Genomic DNA, 16,971 nt, shown 5'->3' on the forward strand with positions numbered 1-16,971 from the left:
AGAGTAGGTGGTGCCGGAGCGCGAAGGGCGAACCCGGCTGGAACGTTTTGATAGTCATGTGCGTACCCATTGGGCTGAGCATGGCAGCCATTTTCTTATTGTGTTGCATGACAAGCATTACAACTCACACACTAATCACGGTTTTTTAGCTTGTCAATGGGCTTTGTATCAGATAAAAAGCAATACAAATTTGCTTATTGTCTTGCTACAAGCATGACAAGCAGGGATAAAGCACCATGAGTCAATTCGAACAACTGCTGGACGAGCTGAAAGCCAATGCGGCTTTGCAGCGCGACAAAGCCGAAACCCTTTACGCCCAATTGGCCGACTCACTGGCTGAGGCGATCGGCAACGGCAAGCTCAAGCCGGGCGAGCGTTTGCCGCCCCATCGCGAGTTCGCCAGCGCACTGGGGGTGAACATCACCACAGTGACCAAGGCCATGGCCGTGTTGCAGCAGAAAGGATTGGTCGAAAGCCGTCCGGGTCGCGGTACGCAAGTCGCCCTGCCTCGGCATCCAGCCGCGCAGTTCCAGTCGGCGCCGAGCAATGACCCGGGCACTGTCGACCTGAGCGTCAATCGTCCGGCAACCGATGGTTTTAATCGGGTGCTGGCGCAGTTGCTGCCGCGTCTTTCCAGCGACCCGCGCTTTGGTGACATGAAGGACTATCACCCGTCCGAAGGTCCGCTTTGGGCTCGTGAAGCCGCAGCGCAGTGGTTGCGCCACACCGGCGTACAGGCCGAAGCCTCGCAGATGCTGATCGTCGAAGGCGCCCAGCATGGCATCGCCAATACCCTGCGCAGCCTGACCAATAGCGGCGATACCGTGCTGGCCGACAGTGTGACCTATCAGGGCATCAACGCTTTGTGTCGCTCGCTGGGTCTGATCCTGATCGGGGTCGACGCCGATGCCCGCGGCATTTCACCCGAAGCCTTGCGCCTGGCCTGCGCCGAACATCAGCCACGACTGTTGTTTCTGGTGCCCTCGATCCATAACCCGACCGCCATCACTCTGGACGCCGAGCGCCGCGAAGAACTGGCAGCAGTGATTCGGAAAACCAACCTGCTGGTCATTGAAGACGATGTGTATCGGCCGCTACTGGATCAATCGCCCCCGGCCTTCGCGGCGTTGATGCCGGAGCGGACGATTTACATTTCGGCACTGTCCAAATGCATCGCCCCGGGGTTGCGCATGGGCTTCGTCATGGCTCCTCAGCCGCTGGTGCAAGACATCGCCGCCATGCAGCGCATCGACTGCTGGAGTACTTCGCCGCTGACAGCGCTGATTGCCACCCGGCTGATCGAGGACGGTCATGCCGACCACCTGGTCTCGGAACAACGCGAAGAACTGCGCATCCGCCAGGCGCTGCTCGCCACTCACCTTGAAGGTCTGGAATTCCAGCACAGCGCCACCGGCACCCATGCCTGGCTGGTCCTGCCGGAACCCTGGACCGGTTCGCGCTTCGCACGCCTGTGCCAGGACCACGGCGTGGTGCTGCTCGCTGGTGGGGCCTTCACCTTGCGCCCGGAGCTCTCGCCACAAGCAGTGCGGATCAACATTTCAGCTGCCCTGTCACGCGAGCAGCTGATCAAAGCCTTGAGCGTCATCAGCCAACTGGCACGCCAGGGTCATCTCCATATGCACAACCGGATCTGAGGACATGACACAGCCAGTTCATTGTGAAATTGCCGTTATCGGCGCAGGCGTTATCGGGGTTGCCACCGCACTCTGGCTGCGCCGCCAGGGTTATCAGGTGCTGTTGCTCGAGCGCGACGCAATTGCCTGCGGCGCGTCTTACGGCAATGCCGGTACCCTCGCGCCTTACGGCGTGATGCCTATTGCCCAGCCATCGCTGCTGAAGGCGATTCCGTCCCTGCTGTTTTCACCGGACTCGCCCTTCGTCATTAACTGGGCACGCCTGCCCCGGCTGATGCCCTGGCTGTTACGGTTTCTCAATGAATGTCGCGCTTCGCGTTGCGAAGCCAATACCCTGGCCCTGACAAAAATACTCCAGCACACCTACAGCGGTTATGCGCCGTTGCTGGCCGACTGCCCGCAGGCTGATCAGCATTTACGTCACAACGGTTGCATTTATGCCTACGGCACCGAGCAAAGTTTCGCCGGCGCGCAGTCAGCCATCGAGCTGCGCCGTTCTCTGGGTATTGCGCAGCAGGTATTGAGCGCGGCCGATGTCGAACAACTGGAGCCAGCCCTTGCTGGCAAATCGGTGGCCGGCATTCTGTTTCCCGAGTCGTCCCATATGGATGATCCGCAAGCCTTCATTGAAGCGCTGGCGGCGCCGCTGATCGCCGAGGGGGCGCTGCATCAGGCGACGATCACTGACGTGCAACGGCAGAGTAACGCCCTGCATCTGCTCAGTGCCGAAGGCCAGACCTACCGCGCCGACCGGGTGGTGCTGTGCGGCGGCGCCTGGTCCGCGGCGCTGGCACGCCAGGTCGGGGATCGCATCCCGCTAGATACCGAGCGCGGCTATCACATCGAATTCGACCTGCAAGACACCCTGCTCAACCGCCCCTGCTGCCCAGTGGAAAGTGCGTTCTACATGACGCCCATGGCCGGCCGCCTGAGGGTGGCGGGCACAGTGGAGCTCGGCTCGATCAATGACCCGGCCAATCCCAAGCGTTTCGATTACCTGGAGCGACACGTGCGCCGAGTTATGGGTCTGACCGAACCGGTGGCCCGCAAGTGGCTCGGGTTCCGCCCGTCCCTGCCCGACTCGTTGCCAGTGATCGGCCCATCGCCGAACGAACCACGACTGATCTATGCCTTCGGCCATCAACACCTGGGCCTGACCCTCGCCGGGGCGACCGGCCAGTTGGTCGCGGACTGCATCGCCGGCAAGGCACCTGGCTGGCTGGACAGTTTTTCCGTGCAACGCTTCTAAACCGCGCCATTCCACAGGAGAGCAATTGATGCCAACCATCGAACGCAAACACACCAATCAGCGCATGAGCCAAATTGTCATTCACGGCAACACCGTGTTCCTCGCCGGTCAGGTCGGCGAAACCCACCACAACGTCGCCGACCAGACCCGCGATGCCTTGGCACAGGTTGATGCCTTGCTCAAAGAGGCTGGCTCGACGCGGGAGCATTTGCTGCAAACCACCATCTGGCTGGCCGACATGGCGGACTTCGACGCAATGAACGCAGTATGGGACGCCTGGGTACCGAAGGGGCATGCCCCGGCTCGTGCCTGTGGCGAGGCGAAACTGGCTGACCCACGGTTGTTGGTGGAAGTCATCGTCTGCGCGTCGAGGAAGTGAACTCTCAGGACGTTCTCATACGTTTCAAATGTCAAGTACAGCCGATAGATGCCTTTAGTGACGGGCAGCAACCGGCCCAGGTTGTCAAAAGCTCGAAACCTGGTAGCACTCTGTGGTTGCGAATCACTTCTTGCTAGTGGGCTGCGCAGCTATCAAGGAGTCAGTAATTTCCTCTTGTGCTCTCCCTCGGCCAATCAGCCAGCGTTGAAATGCCCGACATTGCGCTTTCTGCAGAGTGTTAGGGTGCCAACTCAGGTAATACGGAGAGGGAAGAGGCATGGCTCGCTGCCAGGGAATGATCAAGCGCCCTTCATCGATGTCACGGGCAATCATCGAAAACTGCGCCAGCACTATTCCTTGGTGATCGATGGCGGCTTGAATAGCCATGCTGGACGAAGAAAAGCTACGACGTATGGCAATCGTCTGCTCGACGGCAGCGCCTCCCAGCTCAAACCATTCGGCCCATGAGGGGGGTGAGTCAAATTTCGGCCGCGAATCGATACGGATAAGTGGGTATTGGAGCAGGTCACCGGCATGCTCCACATTGCCTGGATGGCCTAAAAGCGTCGGTGAGCATGCCGGTACCACACAATCGCGGAACAGTACGACGCTATGCCCGGCATATTGGCCGGGTTCGCCATAGCCGATACGAAAATCTGCGTTTTCCTCCTCCGAAGTATCCGCCAGCGTGCCATCCAGATAGATGTCGAGATCACCATCCTCATGCTGCCATTCGTAGGTGAGAGGCGCCAGCCACTTGGTCATGAGAGAAGGCAGGCCACTGACATACAAATTGTTGGGGTTTTTCGAACGCTCTACTTCGGAAACAGCGGCTCTCAATTCTTCAAATGCTATAGAACACCGCGCATGAAAACGCTGGCCAATGGCGTTCAGCCGCAAGCGCTGTCCCTCCTTGACCGTCAAGCTCATGCCCAGCGCTTCATCAAGCAACTTCATCTGCTGACTCACCGCGCCCACGGAGATGTTCAAACGCTTTGCGGCTTGGGATATACCGCCGCAGTGACCGACGGTTTCAAATATTTGAAGTGCTCGTAAGGGAGGTAAGCGACTCATGGCGATGCGAAAGTCTCGAAAGCATTTTATGTTTAGAAATTCTATTAAAACTGACAGAAATTACCATATTTTCTTCATATCAAAACCGCTTTAGCCTTCTCCCACGCTCAATCGAGCGATGGCCTGGCCGGTCCAGCCCCCCCTCAATCATTTCGTTTCTCGGGAGTTCGCAATGAAAGCTCATCCTCAACAGATCACTCAGGTAGTCCTCGGCGATAGGGAGCCCTCCATCGAAGAGTTTGTCGCGGTAGCCCGTTATTCGGCCAAAGTGTCGTTTTCCGAGACCTACAAGAACCGCGTGAAAAAGTCCCGTGGCCTGGTGGAGCGTTTCCTCGATGAAAATCGCCTGGTCTATGGGGTGACCACCGGGTTCGGCGATAACGTTCGGCATGTGATTTCTCCGCAGAATGCCAAGGAGCTCCAGGTCAATATCGTGCGCTCCCATGCCGTCGCCGTGGGCGAGCCGCTCAAGCGTGAGCAGGTTCGTGCGATCCAGTTGATGGTTCTGATCAGCCTTGGCAAAGGTTTTTCGGGGGTGCGCCTGGAGTTGCTGGAGCTGATTGCCGCTCTGCTCAACAACGAAGTCGTGCCGTTTGCGCCTGGCGAGGGTTCGGTGGGCTATCTGGCCGTCGAGGGGCACCTGGCCTTGGTCCTGCTGGGCGAAGGCAAAGCCAGGGTCAATGGCGGCGAATGGGTGGATGGCGCCACCGCGCTTGAACAGGTCGGCCTGCAACCGACAGACCTGCAGTGCAAAGAAGGATTAGCCCTGCTCAATGGCACCACGTCAGTTACCGCCATCGCTATTCTGGCGCTCTACAATGCCATGCAGACAGCATCTCTTGCCGATGTCGCCGCAGCACTTTCACTTGAAGCGTTGAAGGGCACGATTCGCGCATTCGACCCTCGCTATCATTCGGTCAAAGCACACAAAGAACAGGCGCAAACCGCCAGGGATATAAAGGCGATGCTGCATGATAGCCAACTGGTCGCCGAAAACATCGATTACCGGCTTCAGGATGCCTACAGCCTGCGTGCCATTCCCCAGGTGCATGGCGCTTCGAAAAAATTCATTGATCACGCACGCGAAAATATCGAGAACGAAATTCACTCCTCGGGCGACAACCCGGTCATCTACCCTCTTGACGACGGCGACGGCATTGCCATTTCAGGCGCCAACTTCGACGGCACCTACATCGGCATGTCAGCGGATACGTTGTGCGTGGCGCTGGCCAACCTGGCGAAGATTTCCGAGCGCCGTATCGACCGGATGGTCAATTCACACTTCAGTGAAATGCCGGCGTTCCTGGTGCGCAACCCGGGCCTTAACAGCGGGTACATGATCCTTCAATACACGGCGGCTGGCCTGTACGCGGAAATGAAGACGCTGTCGTTCCCCTCCTCTGTCGACAGTTTCTCGACCTGCGGCAACCAGGAGGATCTGGTCAGCCTCGCCTACAACGCCGTCATCAAGGCTTACAAGGTTTCCGAAAAACTGGAGTCGGTGCTGGCGATTGAACTGCTGGTGGGTTGCCAGGCCTTGGACTTCCATGATGTGCACAAGGCCTCCAGCGTCACCAAGGCAGTTTATGATCTGGTGCGTAGCCGAGTACCGGTCGCCGACAATGATCGTGCATTCTATTCGGACATGATGAGTGTCACCGAACAGGTACGTAGCGGTGAAGTACTTGCCACGGTGCTGAAAAACCTGAAGTAAATTTGTTGTACTCCAAGGCTGTCCATTGGTTGTCAAGGGTATGCGTTTCTCTGCATTTCGACGACTGATGGATTGCCTTGGGGCCGAGCCTGGATCTGTATCAGCGTTTTCGGAAGCGATGTGGGGCACCTCCTCAACATGGTCATCAATCAGCAAATCCGGGAAGTCGATAACCTCACCTGCTTTGCCCCCATCTGATAAACATAGCTACGGTGTCCGTGCCAATCCTGGACATGATGACCGCCTCGAACCGCTCACTGGCCATAAACCAAAGTACTCGCGATTGCTGAATGTGAGCGGCCCGGAAATCCAGTCTGAAAGAGCTGATTCGGCCCTGGCTTGAAGCCGTTTCCAAAGCGCACCAACTTGTTACCGAACGCCCCAACGTAGCGCAAAACCATATTCAAGTTACAACCACCACGCCTTCGCAAAAACCCTCTGAAAAAATTCGATACCCGGCAAACCTTTGCCCCAAGGGCTTTTCAGCCAGATCCAACACTTTATTGAACGACTATCCAATAAGTTGGCCGCTTGATTGCATAGTCTTGTATGTACAAGTAAAGACGTATGAGTATGAGTCACGAAGACTCGACCATCGTCCATTGATTCGCTTGTGGCGCAACGATGCGCACAGGCTGGCTTACCCACTGCCTGGGTTAGTTTGGATTGATCGCTGAGGAGTTTTTTTCGTGACCGAGAATAAGCCTACTAAATACCGTGACGTCGAAATCCGCGCTGCTCGCGGCAACAAGTTGACCGCCAAGAGCTGGTTGACCGAAGCGCCGCTGCGGATGCTGATGAACAACCTCGACCCGGAAGTGGCCGAGAACCCCAAGGAGCTGGTGGTTTACGGTGGTATCGGTCGTGCGGCACGTAACTGGGAGTGCTACGACAAGATCGTCGAAAGCCTGACCAATCTGAATGACGACGAAACCCTGCTGGTGCAATCCGGCAAGCCGGTCGGCGTATTCAAGACCCACAGCAACGCCCCGCGCGTACTGATCGCCAACTCCAACCTGGTGCCGCACTGGGCGAACTGGGAACACTTCAACGAACTGGACGCCAAAGGCCTGGCCATGTACGGCCAGATGACTGCCGGCAGCTGGATCTACATCGGCAGCCAGGGCATCGTTCAGGGCACCTACGAAACTTTCGTCGAAGCCGGTCGCCAACACTACAACGACAACCTCACCGGTCGTTGGGTCCTGACCGCAGGTCTGGGCGGCATGGGCGGCGCTCAACCGCTGGCCGCTACCCTGGCCGGCGCGTGCTCGCTGAACATCGAATGCCAACAAGTGAGCATCGATTTCCGTTTGAACAGCCGTTATGTCGACGAGCAAGCCACCGACCTCGACGACGCGCTGGCCCGCATCGCCAAATACACCAGGGAAGGCAAGGCGATTTCCATCGCCCTGCTGGGTAACGCGGCTGAAATTCTGCCGGAACTGGTCAAGCGCGGCGTGCGCCCGGACATGGTCACCGACCAGACCAGCGCCCACGACCCGCTCAATGGCTACCTGCCGGCTGGCTGGACCTGGGACGAATACCGCGCTCGCGCCAAGACCGAGCCGGCTGCCGTGGTCAAAGCCGCCAAGCAATCGATGGCCGTGCACGTCAAAGCGATGCTCGACTTCCAGAAAATGGGCATTCCGACCTTCGACTACGGCAACAACATCCGTCAGATGGCGCAAGAAGAAGGCGTCGAGAACGCCTTCGACTTCCCGGGCTTCGTACCGGCTTACATCCGTCCGCTGTTCTGCCGCGGTATCGGCCCGTTCCGTTGGGCGGCACTGTCGGGCAATGCTGAAGACATCTACAAAACCGACGCCAAGGTCAAAGAGCTGATCCCGGACGACGCCCACCTGCACAACTGGCTGGACATGGCGCGCGAGCGCATCAGCTTCCAGGGTCTGCCGGCACGTATCTGCTGGGTGGGCCTGGGTCTGCGCGCCAAGCTCGGTCTGGCGTTCAACGAAATGGTTCGCAGCGGCGAGCTGTCGGCACCGATCGTGATCGGCCGCGACCACCTGGACTCCGGTTCGGTGGCCAGCCCGAACCGCGAAACCGAATCGATGCAGGATGGCTCCGACGCCGTGTCCGACTGGCCACTGCTCAACGCCCTGCTCAACACCGCGAGCGGCGCGACCTGGGTGTCCCTGCACCACGGCGGCGGCGTCGGCATGGGCTTCTCCCAGCACTCGGGCATGGTGATTGTCTGCGACGGTACGGACGAAGCGGCCGAGCGTATCGCTCGCGTGCTGCACAACGACCCGGCCACCGGGGTCATGCGTCACGCCGATGCCGGTTACCAGATCGCGATCGACTGCGCCAACGAGCAGGGCCTGAACCTGCCGATGATCACCGGTTGATCTGTCGGTCAGGGGCACATGGAGATGGGGAAGCTGTCCAGGCTGAAACCATTATGGGTGCGAATTAACCGGCTTAACTGACGGTGGCTTTTATGGTTTTGTCTTGTGTGCACAAAAATAGTTGTGCGCACAGACATTGGAGATTCGGCCTGAGCCGGATCAGTTCGCAACACTCCATTGATTAGGCAGGAAGTATCAAGATGTCGAAGAAATCAAGCTGGTTGGGTTCTGTAGCGCTCAGTGCAATGGTTCTGGCCTGTGCTCCGGCACTGCAGGCCAAAGAGTGGACCTCGGTGAATATTGCAACAGAGGGCGCCTATGAGCCCTGGAACCTGACGCTGCCGGGTGGAAAAATCGGCGGCTTCGAACCGGAGCTGATGGATGTCATCTGTCCGCGCATGAAGCTCAAGTGCAACATCGTCGTACAAAACTGGGACGGCATGATCGCCAGCCTCAACGCCGGTAAATTCGACGTGCTGATGGACGCCATTGTCATCAACGACGAACGCCAGAAGGTCATGGCCTTCTCGACGCCTTACGCCCAGACACCGGCCAGTTTCGTCGCGCTCAAAGCCGATCTGTTGCCGGGCAAAACCGGCGCCGACGCCGCCATCACGCTGGGTACTGATGCCAAGGAAGTACGTGCCGGCGTTGAAGAGCAGCGCAAGGCGCTCAAGGGCAAGACCATTGGCATCGCCTCTGGCACCATTTACACGTCATTCATTGATCAGAACTTCAAGGATGTGGCGACCATTCGTGAGTACGGCAGCTCGGCCGAAGCCATTCTCGATCTGCTGGCCGGCCGTATCGACGTAGCGTTCGATGACGTGACCTTCTTCAATTCGGTCATGGACAAGCCTGAGAACAAACCACTGGTCTTTACCGGTCCGGTCATCAAAGGCCCGATCTGGGGTGCAGGCGAAGCGCTGGGCTTCCGTCAGAAAGACCCGGAACTCAAAGCCCAGTTCGACGCAGCCCTCAAGGAAGCCATGGCTGACGGCACAATCAAGAAACTGAGCGAGAAGTGGTTCAAGGCAGACCTCACCCCTCAGCATTGATTCTGAATGGCCCGACACCGTGAAGGTTGCCGGGCTGCTTAAACCTTCTCATAAGTAGGACCCTCTATGAACCTCTTGCAGCTACTCAGTTTCGGTGACTCAGGCTGGGGAATGGCGCTGCTCAAGGCAGCGGGCATGACCGTGATATTGACCCTGGCAGCCCTGCTGGTGGGTGCGGTATTTGGCAGCCTGGTCGCTGCTGCCAAGCTATCCCGTCGACGCAGCTTGCGCTGGCTGGGGGATCTGTATTCGATACTGTTCAGGGGGATCCCTGAGTTGCTGGTGATCTACCTGTTCTACTTCGGCGGTGCCAGTGTGGTTACGGCGGTTGGCCACTGGTTCGGTGGTGAAGGCTATATCGACGTACCGCCTTTTCTGGTCGGCGCGTTGGCGGTCGGGCTGATTTCCGGCTCCTATCAGGCTGAAGTCTACCGTGGCGCTTTTCTTGCGGTATCGCGCGGCGAACTGGAAGCAGGACTGGCCATCGGTATGACCCGCGCGATGCGCTTCAAACGTATTCTGGTCCCCCAGGTGCTGCGATTTGCGCTGCCCGGGCTGGGAAATGTCTGGCAAATGAGTCTGAAAGACTCCGCGCTGATTTCAGTCATCGGCTTGGTGGAATTGATGCGTGCCAGCCAGGTCGCGGCCGGTTCCACTCGTCAATATTTCACGTTCTACATCATCGGGGGCATCGTGTACCTCATTCTCACTGGCCTGTCTGGTCGGCTTTTCCACATGGCTGAGGCTCGCGTGCGTCGCACGCGGCAACGCAGCCCAGTCTAGTTCGAGTCGGGAGCGCCACTTATGATCGATTTTCCGTTTCTCGCTGACACCATGCTCAAGCTTTTGGCAGCGTTACCCACAACGCTGACGCTATTTTTCAGCTCATTGGTGATCGGCCTTACCCTGTCCGTAGGCATTGTCAGCCTGCGGGTCAGCCGCTGGTGGTTTTTCAGCTATCCGGCGCGGTTCTACATCATGTTGTTTCGCGGTACGCCGCTGCTGATTCAAATGTTCCTGATTTACTACGGATTGGGCCAGTTCCCGGCCATTCGCGACAGCTTCGCCTGGGTACTGCTCAAATCGCCCTATGGCTGCGCGGTGGTTTCACTGGCCTTGTGTACCGCCGGTTACACCGCCGAAATCATTCGCGGCGGGCTGCTTAGCGTGCCACAGGGGCAGATCGAGGCGGGCAAGGCCGTGGGCATGTCGCCCTGGGAACTGCTACGCCGGATCATTGCGCCGGTTACCCTGCGCCAGGCCCTGCCGGCCTACTCCACCGAAGCCATTTTGCTGGTCAAGTCCACGGCGCTGGCCAGCCTGGTGACTGTCTGGGACGTCACTGGCGTCGCGCAACAGATCATCCAGCGCACCTATCGCACGATGGAAGTGTTCATTTGCGCGGCCTTGATCTACCTGGTGCTGAATTTCCTGGTCGTCCGTGCTGTCGCCTGGCTCGAGCATCGCCTCTCGCCGCACTTGCGTGAGCGGCCAGTTGACACCATCAAAAAAGCCAGCCCTCCGCTGACTACCCATTCCTGATTTGATACGGAGCATGCCATGAGCACTCAGCCCGCTTCAGCCTTGTCGGTAACCAATATCCAGAAGTCCTTCGGCAGCGCACATGTCCTCAAGGGCATTTCCCTGGAAGCCCACAAGGGCGACGTGATCTCGATCCTCGGTGCCAGTGGATCCGGTAAAAGTACCTTCCTGCGTTGCATCAACCTTCTGGAAACGCCCGATCAAGGCATCATCAGCGTCAATGGTGAAGTGATCGAAATGAAGCAGCATGCCGACGGCCGCCAGACCCCGAGCAACAGCCGCCAGGTCGAGCGCATGCGCAGTTGCCTGGGTATGGTGTTCCAAAGCTTCAACCTCTGGTCGCACATGACGGTGCTGCAAAACATCATTGAGGGCCCGATGCGGGTGCTCAAACGCTCCCGTGCCGAATGTATCGAGGAAGCTGAGGCCCTGTTGCACAAGGTCGGCCTGTACGATCGCCGCGACTATTACCCCGCGCATCTGTCCGGCGGACAGCAGCAGCGGGTAGCGATAGCGCGCGCGCTGGCGATGAATCCACAAGTCATGTTGTTCGACGAACCGACCTCGGCACTTGACCCTGAACTCGTTGGAGAGGTGTTGCGGGTGATGCGCTCTCTGGCCGAGGAAGGCCGCACCATGCTTGTAGTCACGCACGAGATGGGCTTTGCCCGGCACGTGTCAAACCGGGTGGTGTTCATGCACGGTGGCCTGATCGATGCCCAGGGCACGCCAGCAGAACTATTCGAAGGTTTGCCCACCGAACGCTTTCGGCAATTCGTCTCAAGCCATCATGAGAGAAGTACCGAATAAGCATCACCCAGGGTGCGCGCCTTGGCGCGCACCCTGCCAGTCCGCTTCAGACTGGGTGAGAAGCGAAAGAGCACAGCCGGCAAAAGCAACTCACTTACTCATACGTTCCAATGAAGCGATCACGTTGGATTTCGCGGATACATCCGCGCCTACGGGCCCGCCTCAACTTTCGAAAGCTGCAACAACCCAATCAGCCTCTGCACATCCACCCGCCCCCGCTTGGCCGCTGGCACAAACGCACAATAAGCATGCCCCAACTTCAACGACGCAGTAGAAAGCGCAATCAAACGCCCCGCCTCCAAATCCCGCTTCGCAATTACCTTCTGCCCCAAAGCAATCCCCATCCCCAGCTTCGCAAGGGTCACCGACAGGCTCGACAACCCCGAGCGGCGGCCATGTGCGGGGTCCGGTGAGTCCCCTACTTCGCTGGTGAACCAATCACTCCACGTAGGATGCGACGCATAGTTGGGCCCCCATTGGGTATGGATAAACAAACTTTCGTGAATCTGTGTGAGATCGAAGTCCTTGTTACCGTGCCGATACCAAAGCTCCGGCGCGCAAACCGGCAGCACTTCGTCATGGAACAAGGGGATGGCCTCAAACGAGGGGTAGTGATAATCCCCATAGCTGACGCGAAGATCCACGTCATGCCGGGCGAGGTCGACCGGGTCATCTTCCACGCGAACATCCACCGACAGTTGTGGGTAGATCTCCAGCAGCTCTGACAACTTCGGGGCCAGCCAGCATTCGGCCAGGGAAAACGGCACGCTGACAATAAGCCGTGTGCGCATTTCACCTTCGAGTATGCGCACGGTCATCGCGGCAATGTCACCCAGCGCCCGAGAGGTTTGCGGATAGATCGCCAGGCCGGCGTCGGTGAGGGCCAGGCGGTTGCCGTTGCGTACGAAGAGTTTCTTGCCGAAGTAGTCTTCCAAATGGCGAATCTGCTGGCTGACGGCCGCCGATGACACGCCCAGTTCTGCCCCCGCCAGCACAAAGCTGCCCAGCCGTGCTGCGACTTCGAAGGTCCGAACGGCATTGAGGGGTGGTAACCGTTGCATGAGCGCGTCTCCCATAAGTTTTACTAGGGGGATCCTAACAATTTATGCCGTTGTTACGAAGATTTTCATGGGGTACGTTGGAGCCATCTACAACGAGAGGGGCATCATGAACAACGTCATAGATCTTGAGCGCTATCCACTCGACCGTGAAGGCAGCGAAGAGTGGAACCGCCTGGTTGAGAAGTCCCGCAACGAGCTGAACCTGAACGGCATGTTCAATCTGGAAGGCTTTATCGCAGAGGACAAAGTGCGCCTGGCGACCAAGCAAATTCAGCCGACCATGAACAGCGAATCCCATACCCACAGCCGCACGCACAATATTTACTTCAAACCGCAGATCGAGGGCTTGGCGGCGGATCATCCGGCATTACGCAACGTCGAGACGGTCAGCCATACCCTGTGCGCAGACCAACTCAAGGGCAGCCTTGTCAGTGACGTCTACGAGTACCCGCCCCTGGTGGCCTTTCTGGCCGCCGTCATGGAGAAGCCGCACTTGCACGTGATGGCCGACCCCTTGGCGCGCGTCAACGTGATGAGCTATCGCCAGGGCGAGACCTTGAATTGGCACTTCGATCGCTCCGAATTCACCACCACACTGATGCTGCAGGCCCCCGAAGAAGGTGGCGAATTCCAGTACCGCAGCGACTTGCGCACCAGTGATGATCCCAACTACGCCGGCGTGGCCGAACTGCTTGAGGGGCGTGATCCCCAGGTGCAGACACTCAAGCTGCGCGCCGGCACGCTCAATGTGTTTCGCGGTAAAAACACGGCGCACCGCGTCACCCCGGTCAAGGGTAACCGCGAACGGATGGTGGCAGTTTTCTCGTACTACGAAAAACCCGGTGTGCTGTTCAGCGCTGAGGAACAACTGGGCTTTTACGGCCGAACTGCCTGACTCGTACGCAACACTCTAATAAAAAGGCCCTAGCCTCGCCTTATGGCGGTCATTGCTTGCCCCTGCCGATCCTTTTCGAACTCTTTGGGGAAACACATGCATTCCATCACTCGCTTTACCCGAAAGCTGCTCGCCTGTACCGCCCTGGGCAGCAGCCTGCTGTTTACTGGCATGGCCGCTGCGAAGGACTGGACAACGGTTCGTGTGGCCACCGAAGGGGCTTACGAACCCTGGAACACCACACTACCCAACGGCGAGATTGCCGGTTTCGAACCTGAACTGCTGAAGGACCTATGCGCGAGGATCCAGCTTGAGTGCAAGCTTCAAGCCCAGGACTGGGACGGGATGATCGCGGGGCTTAACGCCAACAAATTCGACATGCTGATGGATGCCATCGTGATTACCCCGGAGCGTGAGGCCATCGTCGCTTTCTCACAGCCGTATGCGGCCACGCAGGGTGTGTTTGTCAGCTCAACACCAGCGGCGACTTCAAGCGCCCCGAGCGATGAAGTGGTCAAGCTCAGCGGTGATCAGAACAACGACCAGGCCACCATCGATCAACTGCGCTCGCTGGTCAAAGGTAAGGTCATTGGTATTCAGTCCGGCACGGCTTACACGGACTTTGTGGAGAAAAACTTTAAAAGTGTCGCGACCATCCGGGTCTACAAAAAGTCCGGCGAGCACATGATGGACCTGAACGCAGGCCGCATTGATTTTGCTTTCGATGACGTGACGTTTTTCTCCTCCGTGCTGCAAAACCCGGAAAACCAGGCGGTGCACATGGTCGGCCCCAAGATAGGTGGGCCCATCTGGGGCCCGGGCGAGGCCCTGGCGTTCAGGAAGGGTGATACTGACTTGAAGGAAGAATTCAACCATGCCCTGAGCGCAGCCCTGGCGGATGGGACTGTCAAACAGCTTTCGCAGAAGTGGTTCAAGGCTGACATAGCGCCTTAGGGAAGGCTGTTCGCCACGGCCTGACGAGCCGTGGCGCGCTAATGGTCACCGCGACCTCAGGGCGTCAAGATGATAGTCAGGCGCCTGGCATTTCGCTCCAGCCGCCGAAGGGTACGCGGATCGATCCCCCTGGCAATCAGAGCCCTGGCAGCATCACGCAACGCGCGCGTCCCGTAAACCAATTTCAGGATAGGTACCGAGGGAAATACGGGGTAGCTTAGGCGCAGCGACCGAAGATTGCCTTCGGCCGCCGCGCCAGCAGTGGGCAAAGCCCGCTGTGGATCAGTAGGTTTCCAGCTTAAACGGCGCGTCCGCAGTGGCGGCGTTGCCGGTGCTGAGCAGACTTGCCGCATTTGGCCGCTTCAGGACCGTGTCACGGGTCTGTATTTCCACCTCGATACTGTCATCGTCAATCGCCGAGTTATCGGCGTTGAGCGGCAGCTTGAAGGTGGCCTTGGCTTCCAGGTGCGTCTGGCAGTTCATGCAACCTTCGACGTGCCAACGGCTGAGGATCGGCCGGGTACCCAGGTACTCGCGCTTGCCGTCGACCTTGGCGTAGGCCGAGATCAGGAACGAACCACGGATTTTCGCTCGGTTGATACGGCTGACCCGCAGGGTCTTGCCGGTTGGCTGCGGTGCCTCGGCCTTGAACAACAACTGCTTGGCGGGTTGGGCATAGGCATCCAGGGAACCGGCGCCATAGATGTAGCCCAGTTGCTTCTCGATGTTGATGCAGTCACGGGTGGTGAAGGGGTTGCCGTCGGCCTTGACGAAGGGGTCCAGGGTGGTGTCCAGGCTCAGTATGGCGTTCGGGTCCAGGCCCGCGCCGCCCGCAGGGGGCTGCACGCCGTCGGGTTTATAGTAAGTGGCTCCGGGATCCCTGGAGTCGATGCTGAATTCATCGGTGGCCCCTTGCCGGCGCTGCCAAGTCCAGAAAACATAGTCGATAAAGCAGTGGTGGAAGAAGAAAACCGGGTCCAGGCCGGCGGTTTCATTCTCGCCCATATCGCCATTGGCCCCGGGAATCGCCGAACTGTCGCCCTGGCCCGGGTAGTCGAAACCGCCGACCGCCAGGTGCATGAAGTTGTGGGGCTCCTCCAGCGGCACATGGTGAGGGCCCTCCGGGACGGCGTCGTTCTTCGCGCCGGCGGAGGTGGTATTGGAGAACAGCGTGTAGCTCGGAGAGTCGAGGCAGGCTTCGAAGCGACTGAACACCTCGCCGCGCCACTTGCCACCGATCTTGATCTTGCCGCTCAGCCAGGTGCTGACGTTCTCATTGAGGTAGGTGATGTTCTTCGCCGGGTCCTTGAACTGCGCGTTGTGTGCCGCCGTGGCTACGCGGTCCGGTTCGGTGCCCAACAACCCGGACAGCGGATAGCGCACGGTCTCGTAGCCTTCGGGCTTGCTGTAGATGATCGGTGTGCCCGTGACCTCATCGGCGATGGCTTGCGGGAACACGAAAGAGCGCAGCGGGTTTTCGATCTTCTGACCGTCGATCACGAAGGATTCCTGGGTCAGGGCTGAAGGCAGGCCATTTTCTCGTGACTCGTCGCTACATTCATCCCAGAACGGCAGGGTGACGTTTTCACATTTGGGAATGCTGCGCAGCGCCTCTTCCAGGCGCCAGAGATAGGCGCGGTGCCAGCTCGGAAAGAGCACCGTGCCGTGCTGGCAGTAGCCGCCCCACCAGTTGGGGTCGGTCTTGCCTTCACCACGGAACGGCTCGCCATGCAGGCCACCGATGGAGAAGAAGGAGTTGGGGTGGCTGGCGGGAAGATCCTTGATGCCTTTCCAGGCACGGATCAGTGCTTCAAGTTCATCTTTCTTGCCGTGGTCATAGTCGTACTGAACATCACTGAGAGAACGGCGTACACGAGGGGCGGATGACATGGTGACCTCCTTGTTGCCAGAAGTCCCGAAAGGCTCGGGGGGGTACTGCGCCATCGTCAGCATATATGGGATCTAGCAACGTGCCAGTACGAACGCCAATACAGCACAGACCAGCGGCTCATATTGGTCGAAAACAGATGAGCGGCACCTGACGATTTCAGCCTTCGGGTCGGAAACCTCCGGTTACCCGTATAGGTTTTCGGCCTGAAACGGTCCTGCCGCGACCGCGAAAAACACCGCCCGAAATCCCCTCCTCGCTAATCACTACCTCCCCCCCATAGATACCGCCAGCGTCGATCAGTACCACTCAGCACATGCCAA

14 protein-coding genes are annotated in these 16,971 nt (G+C 58.5%); 11 read left to right on the forward strand and 3 right to left on the reverse strand.

Annotated features, from left to right (window positions below; translation table 11 throughout):
• Positions 1 to 236: 236 nt before the first annotated feature.
• Genes AC07W5_RS12890 through AC07W5_RS12900 form a run of 3 tightly spaced genes read left to right on the forward strand, consistent with a single transcriptional unit; the run spans position 237 to position 3,283 of the window.
• Positions 237 to 1,655 (forward strand): aminotransferase-like domain-containing protein, encoded by a 1,419-nt coding sequence (locus AC07W5_RS12890; protein WP_494993191.1) that lies wholly within the window; start codon positions 237 to 239, stop codon positions 1,653 to 1,655.
• Between the two features lie 4 nt (positions 1,656 to 1,659).
• On the forward strand, positions 1,660 to 2,904 hold the full coding sequence (locus tag AC07W5_RS12895) for an NAD(P)/FAD-dependent oxidoreductase (RefSeq protein ID WP_494993192.1): 1,245 nt from the start codon (positions 1,660 to 1,662) through the stop codon (positions 2,902 to 2,904).
• 28 nt (positions 2,905 to 2,932) lie between these two features.
• Positions 2,933 to 3,283 (forward strand): RidA family protein, encoded by a 351-nt coding sequence (locus tag AC07W5_RS12900; protein WP_494993193.1) that lies wholly within the window; start codon positions 2,933 to 2,935, stop codon positions 3,281 to 3,283.
• A gap of 123 nt (positions 3,284 to 3,406) precedes the next feature.
• Here the strand turns inward: AC07W5_RS12900 and AC07W5_RS12905 are convergent, their stop codons facing one another.
• Positions 3,407 to 4,357, reverse strand: a complete 951-nt coding sequence (locus AC07W5_RS12905) for a LysR substrate-binding domain-containing protein (RefSeq protein WP_495023532.1) — start codon at positions 4,355 to 4,357, stop codon at positions 3,407 to 3,409.
• Between the two features lie 172 nt (positions 4,358 to 4,529).
• Between AC07W5_RS12905 and AC07W5_RS12910 the strand changes: the two genes are divergently transcribed.
• The 6 genes from AC07W5_RS12910 (at position 4,530) to AC07W5_RS12935 (ending at position 11,850) form a co-directional block, all read left to right on the forward strand.
• Positions 4,530 to 6,071 (forward strand): HAL/PAL/TAL family ammonia-lyase, encoded by a 1,542-nt coding sequence (locus AC07W5_RS12910; protein WP_495023533.1) that lies wholly within the window; start codon positions 4,530 to 4,532, stop codon positions 6,069 to 6,071.
• A gap of 689 nt (positions 6,072 to 6,760) precedes the next feature.
• Positions 6,761 to 8,440 (forward strand): urocanate hydratase, encoded by a 1,680-nt coding sequence (hutU, locus tag AC07W5_RS12915; RefSeq protein ID WP_495011039.1) that lies wholly within the window; start codon positions 6,761 to 6,763, stop codon positions 8,438 to 8,440.
• A gap of 293 nt (positions 8,441 to 8,733) precedes the next feature.
• The gene (locus AC07W5_RS12920; RefSeq protein ID WP_495023634.1) at positions 8,734 to 9,498 is read left to right on the forward strand and encodes a transporter substrate-binding domain-containing protein; all 765 of its coding nucleotides are present in this window, start codon (positions 8,734 to 8,736) and stop codon (positions 9,496 to 9,498) included.
• Between the two features lie 66 nt (positions 9,499 to 9,564).
• The gene (locus tag AC07W5_RS12925; protein ID WP_493063474.1) at positions 9,565 to 10,281 is read left to right on the forward strand and encodes an ABC transporter permease; all 717 of its coding nucleotides are present in this window, start codon (positions 9,565 to 9,567) and stop codon (positions 10,279 to 10,281) included.
• Between the two features lie 21 nt (positions 10,282 to 10,302).
• Entirely contained in the window at positions 10,303 to 11,040 is a 738-nt protein-coding gene (locus tag AC07W5_RS12930; RefSeq protein WP_494993197.1) for an ABC transporter permease, read from the forward strand.
• Between the two features lie 18 nt (positions 11,041 to 11,058).
• The gene (locus tag AC07W5_RS12935; protein WP_494993198.1) at positions 11,059 to 11,850 is read left to right on the forward strand and encodes an ABC transporter ATP-binding protein; all 792 of its coding nucleotides are present in this window, start codon (positions 11,059 to 11,061) and stop codon (positions 11,848 to 11,850) included.
• 149 nt (positions 11,851 to 11,999) lie between these two features.
• Here the strand turns inward: AC07W5_RS12935 and AC07W5_RS12940 are convergent, their stop codons facing one another.
• Positions 12,000 to 12,911 carry a LysR substrate-binding domain-containing protein gene (locus AC07W5_RS12940; protein ID WP_495012149.1) on the reverse strand — a complete coding sequence of 304 codons (912 nt, stop codon included), beginning with the start codon at positions 12,909 to 12,911 and terminating at the stop codon, positions 12,000 to 12,002.
• Between the two features lie 106 nt (positions 12,912 to 13,017).
• Here AC07W5_RS12940 and AC07W5_RS12945 point away from each other — a divergent pair, with 106 nt between their 5' ends.
• Together AC07W5_RS12945 and AC07W5_RS12950 are read left to right on the forward strand one after the other, a co-directional pair.
• Positions 13,018 to 13,806: a HalD/BesD family halogenase gene (locus AC07W5_RS12945; RefSeq protein WP_495023534.1), complete on the forward strand. Its 789-nt coding sequence runs from the start codon at positions 13,018 to 13,020 to the stop codon at positions 13,804 to 13,806.
• Positions 13,807 to 13,902: 96 nt separating this feature from the next.
• Positions 13,903 to 14,760, forward strand: a complete 858-nt coding sequence (locus AC07W5_RS12950) for a transporter substrate-binding domain-containing protein (RefSeq protein ID WP_495012147.1) — start codon at positions 13,903 to 13,905, stop codon at positions 14,758 to 14,760.
• Positions 14,761 to 15,042: 282 nt separating this feature from the next.
• On the opposite strand, the gene AC07W5_RS12955 is transcribed toward AC07W5_RS12950, so the two are convergent.
• Positions 15,043 to 16,650, reverse strand: coding sequence for a tyrosinase family protein (locus tag AC07W5_RS12955; protein ID WP_495023535.1), 1,608 nt, complete (start codon positions 16,648 to 16,650; stop codon positions 15,043 to 15,045).
• Positions 16,651 to 16,971: the final 321 nt, after the last annotated feature.

The organism is Pseudomonas sp. GW821-FHT01E05 (assembly GCF_059422425.1).

Bases quoted from the DNA above. Each gene is read 5' to 3' on its own strand.
- AC07W5_RS12890 (WP_494993191.1), top strand. From the start codon at position 237: ATGAGTCAATTCGAACAACTGCTGGACGAGCTGAAAGCCAATGCGGCT.
- AC07W5_RS12895 (WP_494993192.1), top strand. From the start codon at position 1,660: ATGACACAGCCAGTTCATTGTGAAATTGCCGTTATCGGCGCAGGCGTT.
- AC07W5_RS12900 (WP_494993193.1), top strand. From the start codon at position 2,933: ATGCCAACCATCGAACGCAAACACACCAATCAGCGCATGAGCCAAATT.
- AC07W5_RS12905 (WP_495023532.1), bottom strand. From the start codon at position 4,357: ATGAGTCGCTTACCTCCCTTACGAGCACTTCAAATATTTGAAACCGTC.
- AC07W5_RS12910 (WP_495023533.1), top strand. From the start codon at position 4,530: ATGAAAGCTCATCCTCAACAGATCACTCAGGTAGTCCTCGGCGATAGG.
- AC07W5_RS12925 (WP_493063474.1), top strand. From the start codon at position 9,565: ATGAACCTCTTGCAGCTACTCAGTTTCGGTGACTCAGGCTGGGGAATG.
- AC07W5_RS12930 (WP_494993197.1), top strand. From the start codon at position 10,303: ATGATCGATTTTCCGTTTCTCGCTGACACCATGCTCAAGCTTTTGGCA.
- AC07W5_RS12935 (WP_494993198.1), top strand. From the start codon at position 11,059: ATGAGCACTCAGCCCGCTTCAGCCTTGTCGGTAACCAATATCCAGAAG.
- AC07W5_RS12940 (WP_495012149.1), bottom strand. From the start codon at position 12,911: ATGCAACGGTTACCACCCCTCAATGCCGTTCGGACCTTCGAAGTCGCA.
- AC07W5_RS12945 (WP_495023534.1), top strand. From the start codon at position 13,018: ATGAACAACGTCATAGATCTTGAGCGCTATCCACTCGACCGTGAAGGC.
- AC07W5_RS12950 (WP_495012147.1), top strand. From the start codon at position 13,903: ATGCATTCCATCACTCGCTTTACCCGAAAGCTGCTCGCCTGTACCGCC.
- AC07W5_RS12955 (WP_495023535.1), bottom strand. From the start codon at position 16,650: ATGTCATCCGCCCCTCGTGTACGCCGTTCTCTCAGTGATGTTCAGTAC.